This is a genomic window from Bradyrhizobium sp. DOA1 (assembly GCF_001593325.1).
Lineage (GTDB): Bacteria > Pseudomonadota > Alphaproteobacteria > Rhizobiales > Xanthobacteraceae > Bradyrhizobium.
In genome coordinates this window covers 5,221,783-5,244,819 of record NZ_JXJM01000001.1, presented here as the reverse complement: position 1 = coordinate 5,244,819, position 23,037 = coordinate 5,221,783, and the positions used below count along the sequence as shown (strand labels likewise).

The window sequence follows — 23,037 nt, the reverse complement described above, 5'->3', positions numbered from 1 at the left end:
GGTCGCCTGCACCGGCGCCTGCGGCGCAGGCTGCTGCTGCACCGGAGCGGGTGCGGGCTGCGCATTGGTCGCCGGAGCCGGCGCGGGCTCGACGTCATCGTCCTTGGAGCCGCCGAGGCCCTTGAGGTTGATGTTGTTCAGCTTGATCGGCTTGTCCGACAGGCCCGGCGCGACGATGGTCACGCAATTGAGCGAGGCGCAATTGCGCGGCGTCTCGATGCGGATGTGCTGGCCTTCGATCTGGAACGAGATCGTGTTGCCGGCATGTGCGGCAGCCGTGGATGCGAGGAAGAGCGCGGTGGCGACGATGGTGAGCTTGCTCATGACAACCTCCGAAAATGGCGCGGTCCCGGGCTTGGACTGATGCGGCCGGTGAATGAAAGCGTGGTGCGACCCTACGCCGGGGCCGTCACGGCTTCCGTGACGGAGGTCACAACGGCTTGCAGTCGCCTGCGTGAGCCGGCGCACATTCGGCCGGCCCTCGTCTGGCTAACGTCGCTGCGACAGAGAGGGAGACGTCGATGAAGCGGCTTGCCGCGACTTCGCTTGGCACATTGATCGTCTTGATGGCGATTGCGCCCGCAGCCGAGGCCGGTTCCTATTCCTTCTCGATCCGCGGCCATCACTTTCATGTCGAGGCCTCCCGCCATTGCCGATCCGCTTCCTGTGTGTCGATCTCCAGCCGCAGCCTCCGGGCGTCTGAGAACGTCAGCCCGGCACCAGCGGCGCAGCCGGCGCCCGCGCCGGTCGTTCAGGCGCCACAGCCGATTTGTGCTGAGCCGCGGGTCCGGCCGCCGGAAGCGACCATGGCCGCGCCGCCACCGGCGCCTCCCGTCCTTGCCGCAACGAATTCGCAGCCCGTCGTGCCGCCGCCGGCGCCGAAATTGGAGCCGCCGAGACTGAAGACGCCCAGCGCCAACCCGCCGCGGGTTGAACTGGAGCGCATCGAACAACCACTCATCGCGCCGAAGCCAGAGATCGCGCAGACCGCAGCGCTTGCGCAGCCCAACGATGATGAGCGCTATAGGCCGCTGGGCGAATGGGAGAGCTCTCGCGCCAAGGGCACTGTTCGCATCGAGCGTTGCGGACCGGCGCTGTGCGGTTTTGCGCTCACGGAAGCATCGAGCAGGGGCGAGAGCGTACTCGTCAACATGAAGCCGAAAACGCACGACGTCTGGACGGGCAGCATCTACAGCCGCACCAGCGGCAACACCTATTATGCGACGATGACGCTGAAGAGCTCCGGCAAGCTGCACGTCCAAGCCTGCGCGTTCGGCCGTTTCTGGTGCTCCGGCAACGACTGGACGCGGGTCGAGGCGCCGCGAGGGCAGATGATCACGACCTCGCGGCCATGGAACGCGCGGTCGTAGCTCTTCGCGATATGCCGCGCATCGAAGGGGAGAAGAGCCGGCACTTGATGGATCGCTAGATCATGCCGAGCACGATGGCGCCGACAAAAGCCATCGCGAGGTACGCGGTGATAACGCTCAGTCTGCCGGCGAACGTCATGAGATCGCTCCCGCTGTCGCGCCGCCTTGCGCGAACTTTATGGTTAACAGAATGTCTCTCGACGAAAAAGTCAGCCCTGCTGTCGCTCGGCACTTTCAGGCGTTTCGGCGTGCACGGCCGGCTTGGTTAAGGAAGGTTGAAATCGACACGTTGAAGAGTCTTTAAGTAAATTCACCGAACGTGCGTGCATGACGCGCGGAGTTCGTTTGTATCTCGTCGGCTCCATCGTCCTTGTTTCGCTAGCGGGTTGCGGACGCGGCTTCTTCCAGGCCGAACGTGAACCATGGCGGGCCGAGGCGGAGGCGGCGTGCCTGAAATCGGGGGCCATCAAGGAGAGCGCGGACATTGTTCGCATTGACCCGATTTCCGGCCCCGGCCAATGCGGCGCCGAATATCCACTCAAGGTCGCTGCCATCGGCGAAGCCTCGAGCACCTATGGCTTTGCCGACGAGCAATTGCGTCCGCCTGGCAGCATCGGCAGCCAGCCGCGCTGGCCGGTGACGCAGCCGCGATCGAATTATCCGCAAAGCCAGGATTATCCGGCCTCCTCCTATCCATCACAGTCGAATTATCCCGGAAGCGCGGTGCGCCAGCCGTCCGGCTATGGGACCTCGTCGGGGCCGATGTCGCTGAACGCGCCCGGCGTCGCGCCGCAGGAAGACGAGATCGATCTGCCGCCCGAGGGCACCGATGCCGCGGGGGCCTCGCGCTACATGAATGCGCCGAGCTATCCCGCGCGGCCGGCGGGTCCCGCGCCCTACTCGCAGGCGCCCGCGCAGCGGCCGCTGCCGCGTCTCGGCCCCGCGCAGGGCAATGCCGTTGCCGCCGTCGGTCCCGTTGCGATCAAGCCGACCGCGACGCTCGCCTGTCCGATCGTGTCCGAGCTCGACCGCTGGCTCGCCGACACCGTGCAGCCCTCGGCCATGCGCTGGTTCGGCGTCCGCGTCGCCGAGATCAAGCAGATCTCGGCCTATTCCTGCCGCGGCATGAACGGCAACTCGCGCGCCCACATTTCCGAGCACGCCTTCGGCAATGCGCTCGACATCTCCGCCTTCGTGCTCGCCGACGGCCGCCGCGTCACCGTGAAGGACGGCTGGCGCGGCATGCCGGAAGAGCAGGGATTTTTGCGCGACGTGCAGGCGGGGGCCTGCGCGCATTTCACCACCGTGCTCGCGCCGGGCTCCAACGTCTTTCACTACGATCACATCCATGTCGATCTGATGCGCCGCGCCAGCCGCCGCCTGATCTGCCAGCCGGCCGCGGTGTCCGGCGACGAGGTCGCCGCGCGGGCGCAATCGCGCAGCCCTTACGCCAATGCGCGCGATCCCTCCGTCACCGGCTCGCTCGGCGCGCGCAAGAGCACCTCGCGCAAGCGCGAGGAGGACGACTACATCGACGAATAGGCTGACGCTTTCCTTCTAGCCCGGATGAGCGCAGCGATATCCGGGACAATCCGCATATCGCTTGGCTCGTGCGGGCTACGAGCTACGTCCGCTTCGACGGCGCGGGGGCCAGCCCCATGCATCGCTGCACCTCGGCCGGGACGTTGTAGGTCCGCATGATATGGCGGCTGTCACGCAAGCCGGATGCCTCGCGTTGCACCACGAACATCCAGAGCGCCTGGCCGGCTTCCGCGACCAGCTTGCGCCGCGCCGGCTGCAGTGAGGCCGGCATCTCTGCGTGCGCGTGCGCGGCATCGAATTCGCGCAGGCGCACCAGCGTCTGTTCGAGCGCGCGGCCCATCCGTCCAAGCGCCGAGGCTTGTTCCTGGACGATCTCGTAGTGGAGGATATCGACCGGCGGGCGAAGATCACGAGACATGGCCGCAATATAGTGCCGCAGCACCAGGCTTCGCAACGCGTGGCTACTTCGCCTTATACGCCGCGAGGAACATCCGCGTCGCGCTGTCGATCACCTCGGTCATCCGCTCTTCCGATGGCGCGGGGGCGGCCTGGAAGACGAAGGGGAGGAACAGCGAGGCCTTGCACAGTTCCATGAATTGCGAGGCAGCAAGATCGCAATTGTCGATCTTGAGATCGCCGCAAGCGACTTGGACCCTGAGATATTCGGAGAGACGGTTGATGGTCTTGTCCAGCACCCGCGCATAATAGCGGCGGCCGACATCGGGCATGCGCTCGGCGATCGCCATCACGGTGCGGATCGCCGATCCGCCACCGGGGCGGCAGAGCAGATGGATGTAGGCGCGGCCGAACTCCTTCAGCGTGGTATCGGCATCGCGCGCGGGATCGAAATTGAAAACGACCTGGCCATGCTGGAGCGCTTCCTCTTCGAGGATCGCTTCGAACAGCGCGCATTTGTCGGCGAAGTAGACGTAGAGCGTGCCCTTGGAGACCTGCGCCGCGCGCGCGATCTCGCCCATGCTGGCACCGTCGAAGCCGAGCGCCATGAACACCTTGCGGGCTCCGTCCAGGATCTGGCGACGCTTGGAGCTGTCCTCTTCCTGGACGACGTGCAGATGTTCGTTGGTAGTTACAACCATTGGTTTAGGGTCTCGGAGGGTTTCTTCGTGGATGTCGAACGTTGAAACGCAAATCTAGGATCGGGCCCGTATGGTGCGACCCGGGTTGATTATGTAGATTGACCGAACCGTTCGGTCAATGATATTTGGAGTAGCGAGGGCAATCGGCCGCAAGGAAGGCCGAGCCCAGTCGCGTGTTTGTGGGGAGGCCTTTATGGCCCTATCGAGAGACCAGGCTGCGCGCGTTCTTCGCCAGGAAACGGTGGAGCAGGCGGGCCGCGATCCTGCGTCCGAGACATCGCCACCCCCTGCCGAGCAGCTGCGCGCTCACGCGGCCGACGAGACCAAGCTTCGCACCGGCGAGGTCCCGGAGAAGCCTGTGACCGACAAACCAGCCGCACCTGCGCAGGCGGCGCCCGCGGCCGGCGCTCCCAAATCCGGCAAGCGCAAATTCGTCATGATGGGCCTCGGCCTCGTGCTCGCGCTGGCCGCTGCGGGCTATGCCGGCTACTACACGCTGGTCGGCCGCTTCTACATCTCCACGGACGATGCCTATGTCCGCGCCAACAACACCATGCTTGGCGCGCGCGTCGCCGGCCATATCTCCGCGGTCCTTGTCGGCGACAACACCCCGGTGCGTGCCGGCGACGTCGTCCTCCGCATCGACGATGGCGACTACAAGATCGCGGTCGATTCCGCCACGACGCGGATCGCGACCCAGCAGGCCACCATCGATCGCATCGGCCGACAAGTCGCCGCGCTCGACAGCCAGGTCGCGCAGGCCAAGGCGCAGCTCGTCTCGGCTGAAGCCGGCCTCAAGCGTGCCGATCTCGACTATGAGCGCCAGCAGGCGCTGAGCAACAAGGGCTTTGCGTCGCGCGCGGTGTTCGAGAGCTCGGAAGCCGGACGCGACCAGGGCGCCGCCGCGGTGAAGGCCGCGCAGGCCGCCTACGACGTCGCGATCAGCAATGTCGACGTCGCCAAGGCTCAGCAGGCCGAAGCGCAGGCGCAACTCGCCGAACTCAAGACCACGCTCGCCAAGGCCGAGCGCGACCTGGGCTTCACCGCGGTGCGCGCGCCGGTCAACGGCACGTTCTCCAATCGCCTGGTCAATACCGGTGACTTCGTCGCGGTCGGCCAGCGCCTCGGCAACATCGTGCCGCTCGACGACGTCTATATCGATGCCAATTTCAAGGAAACGCAGCTCAAGCGCATCCGTCCCGGCCAGCCGGTGACGATCAAGGTCGATGCCTACGGCATGCGCAAGTTCTCCGGCGTGGTCGACAGCATCGCGGCAGGCGCGGGCTCGGTGTTCACGCTGCTGCCGCCCGACAACGCCACCGGCAATTTTACCAAGATCGTGCAGCGCGTGCCGGTTCGCATCCGCGTGCCGAAGTCCGTGGCCAAGCAGAACCTGCTCCGCGCCGGCATGTCGGTCTACGCGACCGTCGACACCAACAAGGGCGCGGCCGACGCCGACAGCGAGGTCGATCTCGACGATCCCGCCGTCCATCCGCAGTAGCCAACCCGAGCACGGCAAGTTGGGACGATGGCCGACGCCACCACCGCTTCACCTGCCATGATGGCGGATCCTGCTTCGGAGCGGATCGCGCCGAAGCGGCTGTTCGCGTTCATCATCATGGTGTTCGGGATGTTCATGTCGATCCTGGACATCCAGATCGTCTCGGCGTCCCTCAGCGACATCCAGGCCGGATTGTCGGCGAGCTCCAGTGAAGTCTCCTGGGTCCAGACCGCCTATCTGATCGCGGAGGTGATCGCGATCCCGCTGTCGGGATTCCTGTCGCGCGCCTTCGGCACGCGGCTGTTGTTCGCGATCTCGGCCGCCGGCTTCACCGCCGCGAGCCTGCTCTGCGGCTTTGCGTCCACCATCGAGGAGATGATCCTCTGGCGCGCGCTCCAGGGCTTTCTCGGCGCCGGCATGATCCCGACGGTGTTCGCCTCGGCCTATACCGTGTTCCCGCGGACCAAATTCCACATCGTCGGCCCCATCATCGGTCTGGTCGCGACACTGGCGCCGACCATCGGGCCGACGGTCGGCGGTTACATCACCGATGTGATGTCGTGGCACTGGTTGTTCTTCATCAACGTGCTGCCCGGCATCGGCATCACCTTGGGCGTGCTGGCGCTGGTCGATTTCGACGAGCCGCATTTCGAGCTGCTCGAACGCTTCGACTGGTGGGGCCTCTTGTTCATGGCCGCCTTCCTCGGCACGCTGGAATATGTGCTGGAGGAAGGCCCGCAATATGAATGGATGCAGGACACCTCCGTGGCGGTCTGCGCCTGGATCTGCGCGATCTCGGCGATCGCCTTCTTCTGGCGCGTCTTCACCGCCGCCGAGCCGATCGTCAATCTGCGGACCTTCTCCAACCGCAATTTCGCCATCGGCTGCACGCTGCAATTCTGCATCGGCATCGGCCTCTACGGCCTGACCTACATCTATCCGCGCTATCTCGCCGAAGTGCGCGGCTACAGCGCGCTGATGATCGGCGAGACCATGTTCGTCTCGGGCATCACCATGTTCCTAGTCGCGCCGCTGGTCGGCCGGCTCATGGCAAAGGTCGACATGCGCTACATGATCGCGTTTGGCCTCATCGTGTTCGCGATCGGCTCCTACCAGATGACCTGGATCACGCGCGACTACGATTTCTACGAGCTGCTGGTACCGCAGATCCTGCGCGGCATCGGCATGATGTTCGCGATGGTGCCGACCAACAACATCGCGCTCGGCACGCTGGCACCCGACAAGGTGAAGAACGCCTCCGGCTTGTTCAACTTGACGCGCAATCTCGGCGGCGCGGTCGGGCTCGCCGTCATCAACACCGTGCTCAACGACCGCACCGACCTGCACATCACCCGGCTCCAGGAGCGCGTGACCTGGGGCAACGCCACCGCGACCGAAACCCTGACCATGTTCATGCAGAAGTTTCAGGGAATGGGCGATTCCACGCTGATGGCGATGAAGCAGCTGTCCCAATTGGTGCATCGGCAGGCCGTGGTGATGAGCTTCGGCGATGCCTTCTTCGTGATGGCCGTGTTCTATCTCGGTCTCAGCCTGCTGGTCGCGCTACTGAAAAAGCCGCCTTCGCCTTTCGGTGCCGGGGGCGACGCGCACTAATTTGCAACACTCGTTCGTGATCTCGCGTGAGCCCCGTTGCAAATCGCAAACGGCACATCTATAAAGCGCACCTCATTCAATCGAACCGGGGAGAGATTTGCATGATTTCGTCGCATTCGCAGATCGTACGCCCGCGCTCGATGATGACCTCGATCACGTTCTGGCTCGGTATGTACGCGGCCTGCTAGAGGCCTCCTCCGCCAGTTCTGATTGGGCCAGGGTTTCGACCCAGCGCCCCGATCGCTCCGCTTCCCAATTCAAAGCGTCCCAAGTCAAAGTCAGTTTTGAGTGACGCCGTTCCGGCCCTCGCTGCCGATCTGCGTCCATCGATGGAGCCGGCCCGCGCATGCGGCCGGATGATGTCATGACCGCTCTGTCCAAAAAGCCCGCCGCGATTCGCGTGGTGCTGCCCTTCGTATTTCGGCACTGGCTGAAGCAGCCGGGGCGCGGCCTCGTCGTGGCCGGCGGCCTGTTGGGTGCGACCGTCGCCGACCTGTTCATGCCGGTATTCTCGGGCCATCTGGTCGACGCGCTGACGCGCGGACCTTCCGATCCCGATGCGCGCCACGCGGCGCTGGTGGCGTTCGGCGGCATCGTGGCGCTGGGCGCGGCCTCGATGGTGCTGCGGCTGATCGGCCTTCAGGCCATCGTGCCGTTCACGCTGAAGATCATGTCCGACGTCGCGCAGGACGCGTTCACGCGCGTGCAGCGCTTCTCGACCGATTGGCATGCGAACTCGTTCGCCGGCTCAACGGTACGCAAGATCACCCGCGGCATGTGGGCGCTCGACCTGCTCAACGACACCATCCTGATGGCGCTGGCGCCCTCGCTGCTGGTGCTGGTCGGCTCGATGATCCTGCTTGGTGTGCACTGGGCGTCGCTTGGCCTCGTGATCGCGGTCGGGGCGATCGTCTACGTCACCATCACGGTGGTGTTCTCGACGCGCTACATCGCTCCGGCCGCACGAATCTCCAATGCCTGGGACACCAAGATCGGCGGCACGCTGGCGGACGCGCTGACCTGCAATGCCGTGGTGAAGTCGTTCGGCGCGGAGGCGCGCGAGGACACGCGGCTCGCGCGCGTCATCAACCGCTGGCGCGTGCGCGTGCGGCGGACCTGGTATCGCTACAATTACACCGCGATGTCGCAGCTGTCCTTGCTGCTGTGCTTGCGCGCGTCGGTGATCGGCGGCTCGGTGCTGCTGTGGATGTCGGGTCACGCCTCGCCCGGCGACGTCACCTACGTGCTGACGAGCTACTACGTCATCCACGCCTATTTGCGCGACGTCGGCATGCACATCAACAACCTCCAGCGCTCGGTCAACGACATGGACGAGCTGGTGGCGATCCATGACGAGCCGATTGGGATCGCCGATGCGCCCGACGCGCGGCCGATCGCGATCGCGGGCGGCGAGATCGTGTTCGACGACGTCACGTTCCATTATGGCGGCCATCGCGCGCCGCTCTATGACGGGCTGTCGCTGACGATTCGCGCCGGCGAGAGGGTCGGCCTCGTCGGCCGTTCCGGTTCCGGCAAGACGACCTTCGTCAAGCTGGTGCAGCGGCTTTACGACGTCACCGATGGCCGGGTCCTGATCGACGGACAGGATATTGCGCTGGCCACGCAGCACTCGCTGCGCAGCCAGATCGCGATCGTGCAGCAGGAGCCGATCCTGTTCCACCGCTCGCTCGCCGAGAACATCTCCTATGGCCGGCCGGGTGCCAGCCTCGAGGCGATCGAGCAGGCGGCGCGGCTCGCCAATGCGCATGACTTCATCCTGCGCCTGCCGAAGGGCTATGGCACGCTGGTCGGCGAACGCGGCGTGAAACTGTCCGGCGGCGAGCGGCAGCGCGTTGCGCTGGCGCGCGCCTTCCTGGCGGATGCGCCGGTGCTGATCCTGGACGAGGCGACGTCGAGTCTCGATTCGGAATCGGAGGCGCTGATCCAGCAGGCGATGGAGCGGCTGATGAAGGGCCGCACCTCGATCGTGATCGCGCATCGCCTGTCGACGGTACGGAGCCTCGATCGCATCCTGGTGTTCGACCGCGGCGAGATCGTCGAGCAGGGCACGCATGCCGTGCTCGCGGGCAAGCCGGGCGGCATCTATCGCGGCCTGTTCGAGCGCCAGGTGGTGGAGCTCGGACATATCGCAGCGGCGGAATGAGGCGCGCGGCGGCGGGCAAATGGCCCAAAGCCGCGTCGCCAAGGATGGACTGACATGAAAGACCTGACAAACGGCTCCATCGTGAGACACATCCTGGCCATGGCACCGCCGATCATGGTCGGGATGATCACGATCATGATCTGCCAACTGGTCGATCTCTACTTCGTGTCGGGATTGGGCGATGCGGCGGTCGCCGGTGTCGCCGCGGCCGGCAACGCTGGCTTTCTCGTCAACGCCCTGATGCAGGTGCTCGGCGTCGGCACGGTGGCGCTGATCGCGCATGCCGTGGGGCGCAAGGATCGGGCGGACGCCAATCTGATCTTCAACCAGGCGGTCGCGCTGTCAGTGCTGTTCGGGTTGTTGACCTTGATCGCAGGCTTGGCATTGTCGCGCCCCTATATGCGCGCGGTCGCGGCCGACGACGCCACGGTCGAGGCCGGCACCATCTATCTGCTCTGGTTCATGCCGGCGCTGGCGTTGCAATTTGCCACGCAGGTGATGGCGTCGGCGTTGCGGGCGACCGGCATCGTGCGGCCGAGCATGCTGGTGCAGGCGCTTTCCGTGATCATCAATATCGCGCTGGCGCCGGTGCTGATCGCGGGCTGGGGCACGGGCTACGCGCTCGGTGTTGCCGGAGCAGGCCTTGCCAGCTCGCTGGCGGTCTTCATCGGCGTGCTGATGCTGCTCGCCTATTTCCTCAAGCTGGAGCGTTATGTCGCCTTCCATCCAGCACAGTGGCGGCCGCGGCTTTCGCAGTGGAAGCGTATCCTCAATGTCGGCCTGCCCGCCGGCGGCGAGTTCGTGATGGTCTTCATCATCATGGGCGTGGGCTTTTACGTGCTGGGCGTTTTCGGCCCGGCGGCGCAGGCAGGATTTGGCATCGGAACGCGCCTCCTCGGCTTGATCCAGATGCCGGCGCTCGCCATCGCTCTTGCCGCAGGCCCGATCGCCGGCCAGAATTTCGGCGCCGGCAACGGCGCGCGCGTGCGGGAGACCTTCGTCAAGGCGGCGCTGATCGCGACCGCCGTGATGATCGTGTTCCTGGTCCCCGCGCAACTGGTGCCGGGTCTGTTGCTTGCCGGCTTCTCGCAGGATCAGGAGACGATGGCAGTTGCCTCGCTCTTTCTGCGCATCGTCTCGCTCAACATGCTGGTGCAGGGGCTGATCTTCACGTGCTCGAGCATGTTTCAGGGGCTCGGCAACACCAAGCCGGTGTTGTGGACCTCGGCCGTGCGGGTCCTCACCTATTCCCTGCCGTCGATCTGGCTCTCGACCTGGCCGGGCTTCCGGATGGAGCATGTTTGGTACTTGTCGATCGCGACAGTCGGGCTCCAAGCCGCCCTGAGCCTGTGGTTGCTGCGCCGCGAGTTCAACAAGCGCCTTACAATGTCGCCGCTGGGGAGGGGGCCGGAGCCGGAGCGCCCCCAACCCGCTGCGCCTCTGGTACGCGAGCCTGCATAGCGACAGCTTGTCGATCTCCCCCGGCTTTCGGCCGGGGGCATGGCGCTGACGAAAAGGACGCCGAGCTAGAGCGCGCCGACGCTGTTCCAGACGAGCGTCAGGCCCGACACGAACAACAGGCCGAGCACGACATCGCCGAAATGCTTGTCGTTGAGGGCATGATAAACCCGGGCGCCTGCCCAGGCACCGATCAGCGTACCGGGAAAGGCGATCAGCGCGAGCCAGATCACTTTGAACTCGACCAGGCCCGATGCGGTCTGCAGCACCAGCGCAGTGGCGAGCACGGTGAAATTGAAGAGCTGAAAGATGCCGCGGCGCTCGTGCTTGTTCCAGCCGCGGATGTTGGCCCACAGGATCGGCAGCGGCCCGGACAATCCGGCGAGGCCGCCGAGAATGCCGCCGGCAAAGCCGATCGCACCATCGGCGATCCGGCCACCGAACTTGATCGCGAGCGGCCTCTTGTTCAGATACAGCGCGCTCGAAAAGATCAGGATCAACACGCCGACGCTCAGCTTGAACACTTTCGGATCGGCCGAGGCGATCATCGTCGTTCCCAGGGGAACGCCGATCAGTCCGCCGATCAGGAACGGCCACACCAGCGACAGGTCAAAGCTCTTCCACATCGAGGGCAGCGTCGAGGTCTGCGCGATCACCGAGCAGATCAGCACCAGGGGCACCGCGAGCGAAGGCGGCAGGACGTAGAGCCAGATGCCGAGCGCCATCAGCGCCGTGCCGAACCCGGCCAGCCCCGACACGAAGCCCCCGGCCAAGGCGCCGAGCAGCAGCAGTGCATAGGTGAGCGTTTCCAAACAGTTGTCCTTGTCGCGACGGAGATCCCAATCAGTTGATCGCCGTGGCCCGCATAGCACGCTTGCTGCCGTGCAGGTCAATCCGCGCTGCACGCAAGCGTGATCTGCGATGTCGGGCTTTTGCGGAAGACACGCCTACATGACGATCGTACTTCAATCCCAGGGGGCCTGCCAGACGCCACCATGCGCTTCAATCGGCCCAGTCCCGAATGAGACAATGGAGAATGACCATGACCCGCACGAACATCGCCGTTGCGGTCGCGCTGTTGTCGGGTGCGGCCTTGATGCCGACAATGGCGCAGGCGCAGTTCTCGGAGCCTGCGGCCTATCAAGCCGCCCATCCCGATCGTGACGTGCTGAATGGCGGCCAGCTCACGCCTGCGGCGCGCGCCGCGCTGGGTGAGCATAGTAGTCCGCGTGATGCCTATGCATCGCAGGGCTATCCGTCACCGGCTGCACCTGTCGTTCGCTCGCGCCACCGCCGTCATCGATAGAATTCCTTAGACGATCTGCCTGGCGTCGACAGGCTTGTGCAGCGCGCCGACCAGGATGCGCAGCGCCTCCGTCAATTCCGATCGGTTACGCGCCGCGCCCAGCGACACTCGCGCTGCATGTGGCGCTGTCCCGTCCACGGTGAAGGCATCGCCGGCCACCACCGCCAGTCCGTTCCGCAGCAGATGCGCTGCGACGTCGGGACGGCCTTCCGGCAAGCGCAGCCAAAGATGATGGGCGGCGGGCTTGGCCAGGAACTGAAATCCCTTTAATGCGCGTTGCGCCAACTGCTGGCGGCCGACTGCCTCGCTGCGGATGGCGGTGATGATGCGATCGGCGATGCCGGTCTCGATCCAATGCGTCACTAGCGCGACCATCAGCGGCGCCGGCATCTGCACCGTCGCCTGCAAATGGCTCCGCATCGTCTGCTGCGCATCGTTGTCGGGCGCCAGCAGATAGGCGACGCGCAGGGCGGGCGCTATGCACTTTGACAGTGTGGTTGCGAGATAAGCCCGCTCCGGAATGAGGCTCGCGATCGGCGTTGCCGAGCGGTCGAGCATTCCGTAGGCATCGTCCTCGATCAGTCTCGTGTCGGAATCACGGACGATCTTCGCGATCGCCTCACGTCGTGCCGTGGATAATGTCGCGGTGGTCGGATTGTGCAGCGTCGGAATGAGATAGACGGCCTTCGGCTTGTGCGCGCGGCAAGCCGCCGCGAGTGCATCGGGCAGGATGCCGCCATCGTCCATGGCGACGCTGACGAGCTTGACGCCGAGCCGCGCGGCGGCGGCCTTGATGCCGGGGAAGGTGAGGGCCTCCGTCAGTACAACATCACCAGGCCGGGCAAGATGAGCAAGCAGGTTGAACAGGATGGTCTGCGTGCCCGGATAGATCACGAGCCTGTCGGCATGCGCATGCGGCACGCGCGCACGCATCCAGCGCGCCGCCACTTCAAGTTCATGCGCGCTGCCGCCGGGTGGCTGGTAGTTGAGATGCGCCGTCAGGCCCGATTGCGCGCGGATGGCTTCCATGCCGGCAATGATGCGCTCGTCGAGTTGCGCTTCCAGCGGATGCGGCGGCACGTTCATCGAAAGATCGATCGCGACCGGATGCGGGAGGTCCACCGCGCGCCGCGCGCTGGTCTCCGACACGAACGAGCCCTGTCCGACGCGGGCTTCCATGATGCCGCGGCGCCGGGCTTCGGTGTAGGCGCGCGTCACCGTGGTGAGGTCGATGCCGAGCGCCTTTGCGAGCGCACGTTGCGTCGGCAATTGCTGGCCGCGCACCAGCCGGCCGGCGGCGATGTCGGCCTCCATGGCCTCGACGATGCGCTGGTACCGCGGGCCCGAGAGCTCCGAGATTGTAGGGGTCCAATCCATGCAATTTAGGCCGATATCCTTTGAATGTATGGATACAAGATATTATTGTATGGATCGTCGAGAAGGAAGAGGTGTGGTCATGGCGACGGTCTCTCTGGCAAAGGCGATGTGGCGCGGTTTTTGCGGCAAGTGCCCGAACTGCGGGGAAGGGCACATGTTCGGCCGCTTCCTGAAAGTGGCCGACACCTGCGAGCATTGCGGCGAGGAACTTTTCCACCAGCGCGCGGACGACTTTCCGGCCTATCTCGTGATGGTCGTGGTCGGCCATCTCGTGGTGCCGGCGATCCTCGCGATCGAGACCGCCTACGCGCCGCCGGAGTGGCTGCAACTCGCGGTGTGGCTGCCGGTGACGCTGTTCGCCTCGCTCGGATTGCTGCAACCGACCAAGGGCGCCATCGTCGGGCTGCAATGGCAGCTCGGCATGCATGGTTTCGAGCCGAGCAAGCTGCGGCGCGAGACGGGTGAGCTCGCGCCGGCGCTGGTGAAGGCGGACACGCGCGCGGCTTAAGCGGCGTTTACATCCAGCGCTCGGCCGCTACACTCCGTCGTAGAAACGAGAACGATGGAAACACCGATGGCCACACCCGCGAAGACCTTCCTGCTCTGTCATGGTGCATGGTCCGGCGGATGGGCCTGGAAGAAGATGCATCCGCTGATGGCAACGGCCGGCCACCGCCTGGTGGCGCCGACCTATACGGGCCTCGGCGAGCGCGCGCATCTGGCAAGCCCGTCGATCGATCTCGAGACGCATATCCAGGACGTCCTCAACGTCATCGCCTTCGAGGATTTGAACGACATCGTTCTGCTCGGCCACAGCTATGGCGGCATGGTAGCGACCGGCGTCGCCGACCGCGCGCGTGAGCGCGTGACGCAGCTGATCTATCTCGACGCCTTCGTGCCGCGTGACGGCCAGTCGCTATTCGATCTCAACGAGGGCGGGCGCGAGCCGATGCGCAAGGCAGCAAGCTCGAAAGACGGCTATCGCATCCCGCCGAACCCGCCGCCACCAGATACGCCGCAGGCCGATCTCGACTGGCTCAATGCGCGCCGCGTTCCGATGCCGATCAAATGCTTCGAGACGCGATTGAGGCTCGCGCATGGCGAGGCGACAGTGCCGCGCAGTTACATCTATTGCACCCGCATCCCGCCGGGCGACGTGTTCGGGCAATTCGCGAAGCGGACGAAGAGCGAAGGCGGCTGGCGCTATGTCGAGCTCGATGCCAGCCACGCGCCGAACGTCACCGCGCCGGAGGCGCTGATGGCGGTGTTGGAGAAGATCGTGGCCTAGTTTCGTCATTCCGGGGCGCGACGAAGTCGCGAGCCCGGAATCCATCTCTCCACCCTCTCTGCCGCCCGATGGATTCCGGGCTCTCGCTTCGCGAGCCCCGGAATGACACCTTTGAATCGCTGCGAGCTCAGTCCAAATGGTGAGGGGCTCGCTGCGCTAGCATCGAGCCCCTCGTTGCAAGATATCAGCCGGCCTGTAAGCCGGGTTCTGTAGGGCACCGTCCGCTTGCGCGAACGATACGTGACGGCCATTCCTCTGGGACCATGTTCGCACATGACCTCGAGCAACCTACCCGGACGGCGGGCCTGACATCGCCCCGCGGCGTTATCGCTTTCGCGAACAGCCCGCTGCGCCGTCCCTATTCGGTTTTGCTCCCGGTGGGGTTTGCCATGCCGGCTCCGTTGCCGGATCCGCGGTGCGCTCTTACCGCACCTTTTCACCCTTACCTGCCTACGCAGCTTGCGCTGCTACGGCACGGCAGGCCCGAGGGCTTGTCGCGCCGAAGCCCAAAGGGCGAAGGCGGGCGGTTCGTTCTCTGTGGCACTTTCCCTGGGGTCGCCCCCGCCGGACGTTATCCGGCACCGCATGTCAAGGGAGCCCGGACTTTCCTCCCCGGCGGCCTTTCGGCACCTGCCGGAGCGGCCGTCCGGCCGACTGACCGATAACGCATGGAGCATTTGTGACGGTTTCGTCAAGCCGGTATCGCCGCGCGCGCTGCCCGCAAATAATTTATCCTGAAGATGTCGTTTGGCGCGTGCCCCGTTCGACTGCATGTCGGCGACCATGCCGAGCAACAGGAGTGAAGCGATGCAGTATCTGCTGATGATCTACCAGAACGAGGTCGAGTACGCGAAGAACGACGCAGCGACCACCCAGAAGATGCTGGCGGAGTATCAAGCCTTCACGCAAGGCATCATCCAGAACGGCAATTTCAAGGCCGGCGACCGCTTGCAGCCGACCACGACCGCGACCACGGTGCGCGTGCGCGACGGCAAGACGTTGACCATCGACGGTCCGTTTGCTGAGACGCGCGAGCAACTCGGCGGCTACTATCTGATCGAAGCCAAGGATCTCAACGCCGCGATCGAGATCGCGGCGCGGATTCCCAGCGCGCGGATCGGCTCGATCGAGGTGCGGCCGATCTGGGTCTACGACAAGTGACGGTGGAGCAGCGCGTCGGCGCATGAACCCTTCCGAGATCGATAAAATCTTCCGCGACGAGGCGGGGCGTGCGCTTGCCACGCTGATCCGTCTCGTCGGCGATTTTGATCTCGCCGAGGATGCGCTCCAGGATGCCTTTGCCGTCGCGCTGAAACGCTGGCCGGCATGCGAGATCCCCGACAATCCGCGCGCCTGGCTGGTCAATGTCGCCAAGCACAAGGTAATCGACCGCATCCGCCGCCAGGCTGTCTTTCGCGGCAAGCAGCAGGCGCTGGTGCACGAGCTCGAGCTGAATGCGCAGGCGCCGGACGAACCGCTGGCAATGCTCGACGACGACATGCTCAGGCTGATCTTCACCTGCTGCCATCCGGCGTTCGCGGCCGAGGTCCAGGTCGCGCTGACGCTGCGCACCGTCTGCGGGCTGTCGACGGCGCAGGTCGCGCGCGCCTTCCTCGTCAGCGAGGAGGCGATGGCACAGCGCCTCGTCCGCGCGAAGCAGAAGATCCGCCTTGCGGGCATCCCCTATGAGGTGCCGGAGCGCGCCGCGCTGGCGCCGCGGCTCGACGGCGTGCTCGCGGTGATCTATCTCGTCTTCACCGAGGGCTATGTCGCAACGTCGGGCACGGACCTGATGCGGCCTGATCTCGCCGTCGAGGCCATCAGGCTCGGCCGCCTGCTGGACCGGTTGATGCCCGATCGCGCCGGCATCAAGGGCCTGCTGGCCTTGATGCTGCTGCACGACGCGCGGCGCGCGGGGCGGCAGACGCCGGCCGGCGACATCGTGCTGCTCGAAGAGCAGGATCGCCGGCTGTGGGACCGCGCGCAGATCGAGGATGGCCTCAGATTGGTGGAGGATGCGCTACGCCTGCCGGGCCGGCCGCAGCCCTATGCCGTGCAGGCCGCGATCGCGGCGCTGCATGCCCGCGCGAGGAGCTTCGTGGAGACCGACTGGCCGCAGATTGCGGGACTCTACGAAGTGCTTCTGCGCATCAGTCCTTCGCCAGTAGTCGAACTGAACCATGCCGCGGCGGTGTCGATGGTCGACGGACCTTCACGCGCACTCGCTCTCGTCGATGCCATCGCCGCACGCGGCGGGCTCGACGGTTATGAGCTCATGCCTGCGGTGCGGGCGGATCTGTTGCGGCGGCTCGGCCGGAAGGCGCAGGCACGCGAGGCGTATCGCGCAGCGTCGGAGGCGACGCAGCTGGAGCCGTTGCGGCGGCTGTATGCGCGGCGGCTGAGGGAGATAGGGTAGGGCCCTCATGCCCCGGACGCAGCGCAGCGTCACTTCGACGATGCGCTGCAGAGCCGGGGCCCACCTCACGGACTGGGTCCCGGCTCTGCGCAGCAGCGCAAGAGCGCTGCAGCGCGTCCGGGACACGAGAGAGGACTATGTCGCGGCCGTCACTTCGACGCGGCCACCGTTGCCTCTGGCGGCAGGCTCGCCAGCAGCGCCTGCAAGGTCGACAGCGTCGAATGGTCGGCGACGCCATCCAGCCGCGCCGGGCGGAAATGGCGCTGGAAGGCGGTGACCACTTCCATCGTCGCAGCATCGTATTTGCCGTTCAGCGGCACGCCGTAACCGTAGCGGGCGAGGGCCTGCTGCATGCTCAGCACCGCGTCGCTGATGGTGCCGAGCATCAGGCTCTCCCCGCGCACCACCGGCGCGGGCGTGACCCAGTGTCCGACGCCGGAATTGGCCAGCGAGTGCCACGGAAATTTCTCCCCGGGATCCTTCTTGCGCGCGGGCGCGACGTCGGAATGGCCGAGCACCCGGTGCGCCGGCACCTTGCGGCGGAGCATGATGCCGCGGCACAGCGCGATCACGGCGGCGATCTGGCGCAGCGGATATTCCGGATAACCCCAGTCGTGGCCGCGATTGATGATCTCGATGCCGATCGAGCAGGAATTGATGTCGTCCTCGCCGGCCCAGGAGGAGACCCCGGCGTGCCAGGCGCGCTTGGCTTCGGGCACGCATTGCACGATGCGGCCGTCCTCCAGCACGACATAATGCGCCGAGACTTCGGTTCCCGCGGTGCAGAGCCGCGCCAATGCACCCTCGACATCCGGCATGCCGGTGTAGTGCAGCACGATCATGTCGGGCTGCCGTCCCTTGTTGCGCTCCCCATGGTTTGGTGAGGGGATGATGTCGGAGACGGTCGAGGAATCCGGCTCGAACGTCCGCATGTTCGCTGCGGCCTTGGGAACCGGGAGAACGCGCTGACGCTTCGAATCAGATCCAGACGGCGTGGACGAACCGGACGACATGAACAGCTCGAGCAAGATGGAGAGTGGGGCAAGGCCTTCTCTTTACTATTCCTTTACCCCCGCGCCGCACGCAATCGCACGGCGCGGTTAACGCGTGCATTTTGTCCATGTGTGTGGATGAGGCATCACCACGCCGATACCTTTTCGACTTGTCGCGAGCCGATCAACGCTTTCTTAACGCTAAGCGCCGTTACTGAGAGATGAAGTGCCGACCCGCATCCGGAGGCGGCCAAAGCGTATTTTGGCTCGAAATCCCATGGCTGCCCGACAAATTCCACTGGGAACACTGGGTTTGCGGCCCGGGGCGACCGGGCTTGGTAACCATGCTGGAAGAGGGCTTGGTCGTGGAACCGCCGCGACGCGGAATCATTCGAGGCGTGATGGGCTTGTTCGTCCGCGATCCGGCATGGCCGGCGTCAGACAGGCTTGGCACATGAGCTCGGTTCCGCACATTCCCGTTCTCGGCCGCGAGGCTGTCGACCACCTCGCCCCGCGCGCGGGCGGTATTTACGTCGACGCCACCTTCGGTGCGGGCGGCTACAGCCGCGCCATCCTCGAGGTGCCGGGAACCCGGATCATTGCCATCGACCGCGACCGCACCGCGATCACCGGCGGTGCCGAGCTGGTCGAACGCTCCGCGGGCAGGCTGACGCTGGTCGAGGACCGGTTCTCCAATCTCGCCGAGATCTGCGCGGCGCAAGGCCTCGATGGGGTCGATGGCGTGGTGATGGATGTCGGCGTGTCCTCGATGCAGCTCGACCAGGCCGGCCGCGGCTTCTCCTTCCGCCTCGACGGGCCGCTGGACATGCGGATGGGGCAGACAGGCCCGACTGCGGCTGATGTTGTCGCGCGTGCCTCCGAAGGCGACCTCGCCGACATCATCTATCTCTTCGGCGAGGAGCGGCATTCACGTCGCATCGCCCGCGCCATCGTCGCGGACCGGCAGGAGACGCCGTTCACGACCACGCGCGCGCTCGCCGACCTCGTCGGCCGGGTGGTGCGATCCAAGCCCGGCGACATCCACCCGGCGACGCGGACGTTCCAGGCGCTGCGCATCTTCGTCAACGAGGAGCTGGAAGAACTCCAGACCGCGCTCGCTGCGGCCGAGCGTGTGCTCAGGCCCGGCGGCCGCCTGGTCGTCGTCTCGTTCCATTCGCTGGAAGACCGCATCGTCAAGAATTTCCTCGGCGCGCGTTCCAGGACCGGCGGCGGTTCGCGGCATCTGCCGGAAGTCGCGCAGATCGCGCCGAGCTTTCAGCTGCTGACGCGGCGGCCGGTCGTCGCCGGTGAGGACGAGGTCGCGCATAATCCACGCGCCCGTTCGGCAAAGCTGCGCGCCGCCGAGCGCACCGCGGCGCCGGCGCAGGAGGACGACCAGCCATTGTCCTGGCCGAGACTCTCCGACGTCATGAGGGGTGGCTAGCGCATGCGCTTCATTCACCTCCTCGTCATCGGTGCGCTGATCTTCGCAGCCGCCCATGTCTACCGCATCAAGATGGACTCCACCGCGCGCACCGAGAAGGTGCTGCGGCTGCGTGCAGAGATCCGAGAGCAGCGCGATGCGATCGCCTCGCTGCGCGCCGAATGGGCCAAGCTCGATGCACCCCACCGCCTGCAGGGACTGTCCGACCGGCATCTATCGCTCAAGCCCATCAATGGCACGCAATATGACTCGCTAAAGAACCTGCCGGAGCGTCCGCCGCGGATGTTCCGGCCCGGCGAGCCCGACCCGATCGGAGCCATGCTCCAGACCATCGAAGCCGCGAGCGATCCCGATAGCGTCACAGGCTCCGTGCCTCAGCCGGAGGACAGTCAATGAGCGCCCTTCCGGCCAAGCCCACGGCAAAGCCCCCCGAGCCCTGGCGGCAGCGGTTGATCCGCAGCCTGCTTTACGGACGCAACGTCGATCGCGCCGCGAAGGCGCGCGCGCGCGTCGGCCTCGCCATGCTCGCCTTCGCGTCGGTCTACGCCCTGATCGGCGGCCGCCTCGTGATGTTCGCGATCGGCGCCGACGCGCATGGAGCCCGCCGCGCCGCGGCGCAGGAAGTGGTTGCGACCGCGCGGCCCGACATCGTCGACCGCAATGGCGCGATCCTCGCCACCGACGTCAAGGCGTCGAGCCTGTTCGGCGAGCCGCGGCGCATCATCGACAAGGACGAGGCGATCGAGCTTCTGACCGCGACCATCCCCGACCTCGACGAGGCCGAGGTGCGTGAGCGCCTGAAAACGCGCAAGGGCTTTGTCTGGCTCAAGCGCGAGGTCACGCCGGCGCAGCAGCAGGCCGTCCACAAGCTGGGCATTCCCGGCATCGGATTTCTGCGCGAGAACAAGCGCGTCTATCCGACCGGCAATGAGGTCGCCCACTTGATCGGCCTCGTCAACATCGACAACCAGGGCATTGCCGGCCTGGAAAAGTGGCTCGACAACCAGGGCCTCGCCGATCTCCATCGCGCCGGCTTCGCCACCGACAGGCTGCAAAAGCCGATCGAGCTCGCGGTTGACCTGCGCGTCGAGCACGCGCTGCGCGACGAACTATTGAAGGCGAAGGAAAAATTCCACGCCAAGGCCGCCTCCGGTCTCGTCTCCAACGTCAAGACCGGGGAGATCGTGGCGATGGTCTCGCTGCCCGATTTCGATCCCAACAATCCGAAGGAAGCGCACGACCCCGATCGCATCAACCGCCTGACCACCGGTGTCTACGAGATGGGCTCGACCTTCAAGGCGTTTACGCTGGCGATGGGACTCGATTCCGGCAAGATCAATCTGAACTCGATGTGGGACGCACGCGGGAACCTGCACTACGGCAAGTTCACCATCCACGACAGCCATCCGCTCGGGCGCTTCATCAACACCAAGGAGGTGTTCACCTACTCGTCCAACATCGGCGCGGCACGGATCGCGCTCAACCAGGGCGTCGAGGCGCACAAGGCGTTTCTCGCCAAGATGGGCCAGATGACGCGCCTGCGCACGGAATTGCCGGAGAGCGCGGCGCCGCTGCTGCCGCGGCGCTGGAGCGAACTGAACACGGTCACCGCCGCGTTCGGCCAAGGTCTCTCGGTGGCACCACTGCAGGCGGTGATGGGCATCAACGCGCTGGTGAACGGCGGCTATCTAATTCCGCCGACCTTCATGAAGCGCAGCGAAGCCGAAGCGGCGGCGATGGCCAAGCGCGTGATCAAGCCGGAGACCAGCGACAAGATGCGGTTCCTAATGCGGCTCAATGCCGAAGTTGGTTCGGCGAGAAAGGCAGATGTCAGGGGGTATTATGTTGGCGGCAAGACCGGCACGTCGGAGAAGGTCGTCAACGGGCGCTATGCCAAGAAGCGCGTGCTCAACTCCTTCACTGCCATCCTGCCCTGCGACGATCCCAAATATCACGTCCTGATCATGCTGGACGAGCCGCAGGCGCTGCCCGAAACGCATGGTTTCATCACCTCGGGCTGGAACACGGTGCCGACCGGCGGCAAGGTGATCGAGCGGATCGCGCCGTTGCTGGGCATTGAGCCGCGGTTCGATCTGCCGCCTGCGGACCGCCTTATTCTTGCAGCATCCAGGACAACCCAGTAATCAACCGGGTAGGCCGTTGCCGCCAGTGAGTCGGGGCTTTTTCGAAGCTTCAGTCGTCCGGCGCGGCATGTCGACTGGAAGACCATGAAGCTGCGCGACCTCCTAGGCAATGATGCCGCGATCGAGCCCGCTGCCGCGGCGCTCGATGTGAGCGGCCTTGCGCTCGACAGCCGTCAGGTCAGGCCGGGCGATCTCTTCTTCGCACTTGCAGGCAGCAAGACCGACGGCGCGCGCTTCGTCGATGCAGCCGTCGCCGCAGGCGCGGTGGCCGTCGTCGGCGACCATGCGCCTGATGACATCAAGGTTCCGTTCATCGCGGTGGCCAATCCGCGCCGCGCGCTGGCGCTGGCCGCGGCAAGATTGTTTCCGGCACAGCCCGCGACCATCACTGCCGTGACCGGCACCAGCGGCAAGACCTCAGTCGCAGCCTTTACGCGCCAGATCTGGGAACGGCTGGGATACGCCTCCGCCAGCATCGGCACGATCGGCCTCGTCTCGCCCAAGCGCACCGTCTACGGCTCCCTGACGACGCCCGATCCGATCGCGCTGCACCGGCAGATCGACGAGATCGCGCGCGACGGCGTGACGCATCTCGCATTCGAGGCGTCCTCGCACGGGCTCGACCAGTACCGTCTCGACGGCGTGCGTGTCTCGGCCGGCGGCTTCACCAATCTCTCGCGCGACCACATGGACTACCATCCGACCGTCGCGCATTACCTCGGGGCGAAGCTCCGCCTGTTCCGCGAACTGGTCGCCCCTGGCGGCGCCGCCGTGATCTCCGCTGATCATGATTGCTCGGCGGAAGTCATTGAAGCGGCGAAGGCGCGCGGCCTGCGCGTGATGGCGGTCGGTCGCAGCGGCGACGGGGCCGGCGAGGGCATTCGTCTCGCGGAGGCCAATGTCGAGGGCTTTTCGCAACTGCTCGCGCTAGACCATCGCGGCAAGCGCTATTCCGTCCGGCTGCCGCTGGTCGGCGAGTTCCAGATCGAGAACGCGCTGGTATCGGCCGGTCTTGCCATCGGCACCGGCAGCGACGCGGCCGATGTGCTTGCGTGCCTCGAACATCTCGAAGGCGCCAAGGGCCGGCTCGAGCGTGTCGGCGAGCGCAACGGCGCGCCCATCTTCGTCGACTATGCGCACAAGCCCGACGCGCTGGCGAAGGCGCTGCAGGCGCTGCGTCCCTATGCCAGGCGCAGGCTGGTCGTCGTGTTCGGCGCCGGCGGCGATCGCGATGCCGGCAAGCGGCCGATCATGGGCGAGATCGCGGCAGGGAATGCCGATGGCGTCATCATCACCGACGACAATCCGCGCAGCGAGAAGCCGG

Annotated in this window: 20 protein-coding genes, 1 other RNA gene and 1 pseudogene; 15 read left to right on the top strand and 7 right to left on the bottom strand. The window is 65.6% G+C overall.

The genetic code is table 11. The annotated features are described in order from the left end of the window. A pseudogene (locus SE91_RS24390) lies at positions 1 to 324 on the bottom strand (DUF2147 domain-containing protein); the annotation flags it as partial. A 482-nt stretch (positions 325 to 806) separates the two neighbouring features. Here SE91_RS24390 and SE91_RS24385 point away from each other — a divergent pair. Both SE91_RS24385 and SE91_RS24380 read left to right on the top strand, forming a co-directional pair. Further along, entirely contained in the window at positions 807 to 1,370 is a 564-nt protein-coding gene (locus SE91_RS24385; protein ID WP_245318517.1) for a DUF2147 domain-containing protein, read from the top strand. A gap of 327 nt (positions 1,371 to 1,697) precedes the next feature. After that, positions 1,698 to 2,912: an extensin-like domain-containing protein gene (locus SE91_RS24380; protein WP_061849413.1), complete on the top strand. Its 1,215-nt coding sequence runs from the start codon at positions 1,698 to 1,700 to the stop codon at positions 2,910 to 2,912. Between the two features lie 82 nt (positions 2,913 to 2,994). Here the strand turns inward: SE91_RS24380 and SE91_RS24375 are convergent, their stop codons facing one another. Continuing rightward, the gene (locus SE91_RS24375; RefSeq protein WP_061849412.1) at positions 2,995 to 3,330 is read right to left on the bottom strand and encodes a DUF6665 family protein; all 336 of its coding nucleotides are present in this window, start codon (positions 3,328 to 3,330) and stop codon (positions 2,995 to 2,997) included. Positions 3,331 to 3,373: 43 nt separating this feature from the next. Continuing rightward, complete coding sequence (locus SE91_RS24370) at positions 3,374 to 4,009, bottom strand: TetR/AcrR family transcriptional regulator (protein WP_061849411.1); 636 nt, start codon at positions 4,007 to 4,009, stop codon at positions 3,374 to 3,376. Positions 4,010 to 4,202: 193 nt separating this feature from the next. Between SE91_RS24370 and SE91_RS24365 the strand changes: the two genes are divergently transcribed. The 4 genes from SE91_RS24365 to SE91_RS24350 all read left to right on the top strand — a co-directional run bounded on the left by SE91_RS24365 (position 4,203) and on the right by SE91_RS24350 (position 10,749). Beyond that, positions 4,203 to 5,510, top strand: a complete 1,308-nt coding sequence (locus SE91_RS24365) for an HlyD family secretion protein (RefSeq protein ID WP_060735178.1) — start codon at positions 4,203 to 4,205, stop codon at positions 5,508 to 5,510. Between the two features lie 27 nt (positions 5,511 to 5,537). Then, the gene (locus tag SE91_RS24360) at positions 5,538 to 7,124 is read left to right on the top strand and encodes a DHA2 family efflux MFS transporter permease subunit (protein ID WP_061849410.1); all 1,587 of its coding nucleotides are present in this window, start codon (positions 5,538 to 5,540) and stop codon (positions 7,122 to 7,124) included. A 364-nt stretch (positions 7,125 to 7,488) separates the two neighbouring features. After that, positions 7,489 to 9,288: an ABC transporter ATP-binding protein gene (locus SE91_RS24355; protein ID WP_061851286.1), complete on the top strand. Its 1,800-nt coding sequence runs from the start codon at positions 7,489 to 7,491 to the stop codon at positions 9,286 to 9,288. Positions 9,289 to 9,342: 54 nt separating this feature from the next. Continuing rightward, positions 9,343 to 10,749 (top strand): MATE family efflux transporter, encoded by a 1,407-nt coding sequence (locus tag SE91_RS24350; RefSeq protein ID WP_061849409.1) that lies wholly within the window; start codon positions 9,343 to 9,345, stop codon positions 10,747 to 10,749. A gap of 65 nt (positions 10,750 to 10,814) precedes the next feature. Here SE91_RS24350 and SE91_RS24345 read toward each other — a convergent pair whose 3' ends face one another. After that, positions 10,815 to 11,558 (bottom strand): sulfite exporter TauE/SafE family protein, encoded by a 744-nt coding sequence (locus SE91_RS24345; RefSeq protein WP_061849408.1) that lies wholly within the window; start codon positions 11,556 to 11,558, stop codon positions 10,815 to 10,817. A 230-nt stretch (positions 11,559 to 11,788) separates the two neighbouring features. Here SE91_RS24345 and SE91_RS24340 point away from each other — a divergent pair, with 230 nt between their 5' ends. Continuing rightward, positions 11,789 to 12,052, top strand: coding sequence for a hypothetical protein (locus SE91_RS24340; RefSeq protein WP_061851285.1), 264 nt, complete (start codon positions 11,789 to 11,791; stop codon positions 12,050 to 12,052). Positions 12,053 to 12,058: 6 nt separating this feature from the next. Here SE91_RS24340 and SE91_RS24335 read toward each other — a convergent pair whose 3' ends face one another. Beyond that, on the bottom strand, positions 12,059 to 13,429 hold the full coding sequence (locus tag SE91_RS24335; protein ID WP_061849407.1) for an aminotransferase-like domain-containing protein: 1,371 nt from the start codon (positions 13,427 to 13,429) through the stop codon (positions 12,059 to 12,061). A gap of 79 nt (positions 13,430 to 13,508) precedes the next feature. Between SE91_RS24335 and SE91_RS24330 the strand changes: the two genes are divergently transcribed. Beyond that, the gene (locus SE91_RS24330) at positions 13,509 to 13,937 is read left to right on the top strand and encodes a DUF983 domain-containing protein (RefSeq protein ID WP_061849406.1); all 429 of its coding nucleotides are present in this window, start codon (positions 13,509 to 13,511) and stop codon (positions 13,935 to 13,937) included. A 66-nt stretch (positions 13,938 to 14,003) separates the two neighbouring features. After that, on the top strand, positions 14,004 to 14,717 hold the full coding sequence (locus tag SE91_RS24325; RefSeq protein ID WP_061849405.1) for an alpha/beta fold hydrolase: 714 nt from the start codon (positions 14,004 to 14,006) through the stop codon (positions 14,715 to 14,717). A 180-nt stretch (positions 14,718 to 14,897) separates the two neighbouring features. Here the strand turns inward: SE91_RS24325 and rnpB are convergent. Then, an RNA gene (gene rnpB / locus SE91_RS24320) (RNase P RNA component class A) lies at positions 14,898 to 15,375 on the bottom strand. 149 nt (positions 15,376 to 15,524) lie between these two features. On the opposite strand from rnpB, the gene SE91_RS24315 reads away from it, so the two are divergent. Next, positions 15,525 to 15,878: a YciI family protein gene (locus tag SE91_RS24315; protein WP_061851284.1), complete on the top strand. Its 354-nt coding sequence runs from the start codon at positions 15,525 to 15,527 to the stop codon at positions 15,876 to 15,878. A 22-nt stretch (positions 15,879 to 15,900) separates the two neighbouring features. Beyond that, on the top strand, positions 15,901 to 17,133 hold the full coding sequence (locus SE91_RS24310) for an RNA polymerase sigma factor (protein ID WP_061849404.1): 1,233 nt from the start codon (positions 15,901 to 15,903) through the stop codon (positions 17,131 to 17,133). A gap of 149 nt (positions 17,134 to 17,282) precedes the next feature. Here SE91_RS24310 and SE91_RS24305 read toward each other — a convergent pair whose 3' ends face one another. Then, positions 17,283 to 18,065, bottom strand: a complete 783-nt coding sequence (locus tag SE91_RS24305) for an N-acetylmuramoyl-L-alanine amidase (RefSeq protein ID WP_061851283.1) — start codon at positions 18,063 to 18,065, stop codon at positions 17,283 to 17,285. Positions 18,066 to 18,579: 514 nt separating this feature from the next. Between SE91_RS24305 and rsmH the strand changes: the two genes are divergently transcribed. From rsmH to SE91_RS24285, 4 genes are all read left to right on the top strand, one after another. Then, the gene (gene rsmH, locus SE91_RS24300) at positions 18,580 to 19,569 is read left to right on the top strand and encodes a 16S rRNA (cytosine(1402)-N(4))-methyltransferase RsmH (protein ID WP_061851282.1); all 990 of its coding nucleotides are present in this window, start codon (positions 18,580 to 18,582) and stop codon (positions 19,567 to 19,569) included. Between the two features lie 3 nt (positions 19,570 to 19,572). Beyond that, positions 19,573 to 19,965 (top strand): cell division protein FtsL, encoded by a 393-nt coding sequence (gene ftsL / locus SE91_RS24295; protein ID WP_061849403.1) that lies wholly within the window; start codon positions 19,573 to 19,575, stop codon positions 19,963 to 19,965. Next, positions 19,962 to 21,713, top strand: coding sequence for a peptidoglycan D,D-transpeptidase FtsI family protein (locus tag SE91_RS24290; RefSeq protein WP_061849402.1), 1,752 nt, complete (start codon positions 19,962 to 19,964; stop codon positions 21,711 to 21,713). Before ftsL ends, SE91_RS24290 begins: the two co-directional genes overlap by 4 nt. A gap of 84 nt (positions 21,714 to 21,797) precedes the next feature. Next, positions 21,798 to 23,037: UDP-N-acetylmuramoyl-L-alanyl-D-glutamate--2,6-diaminopimelate ligase (locus tag SE91_RS24285; RefSeq protein WP_061849401.1), on the top strand; the 1,240-nt coding region annotated here is incomplete at its 3' end.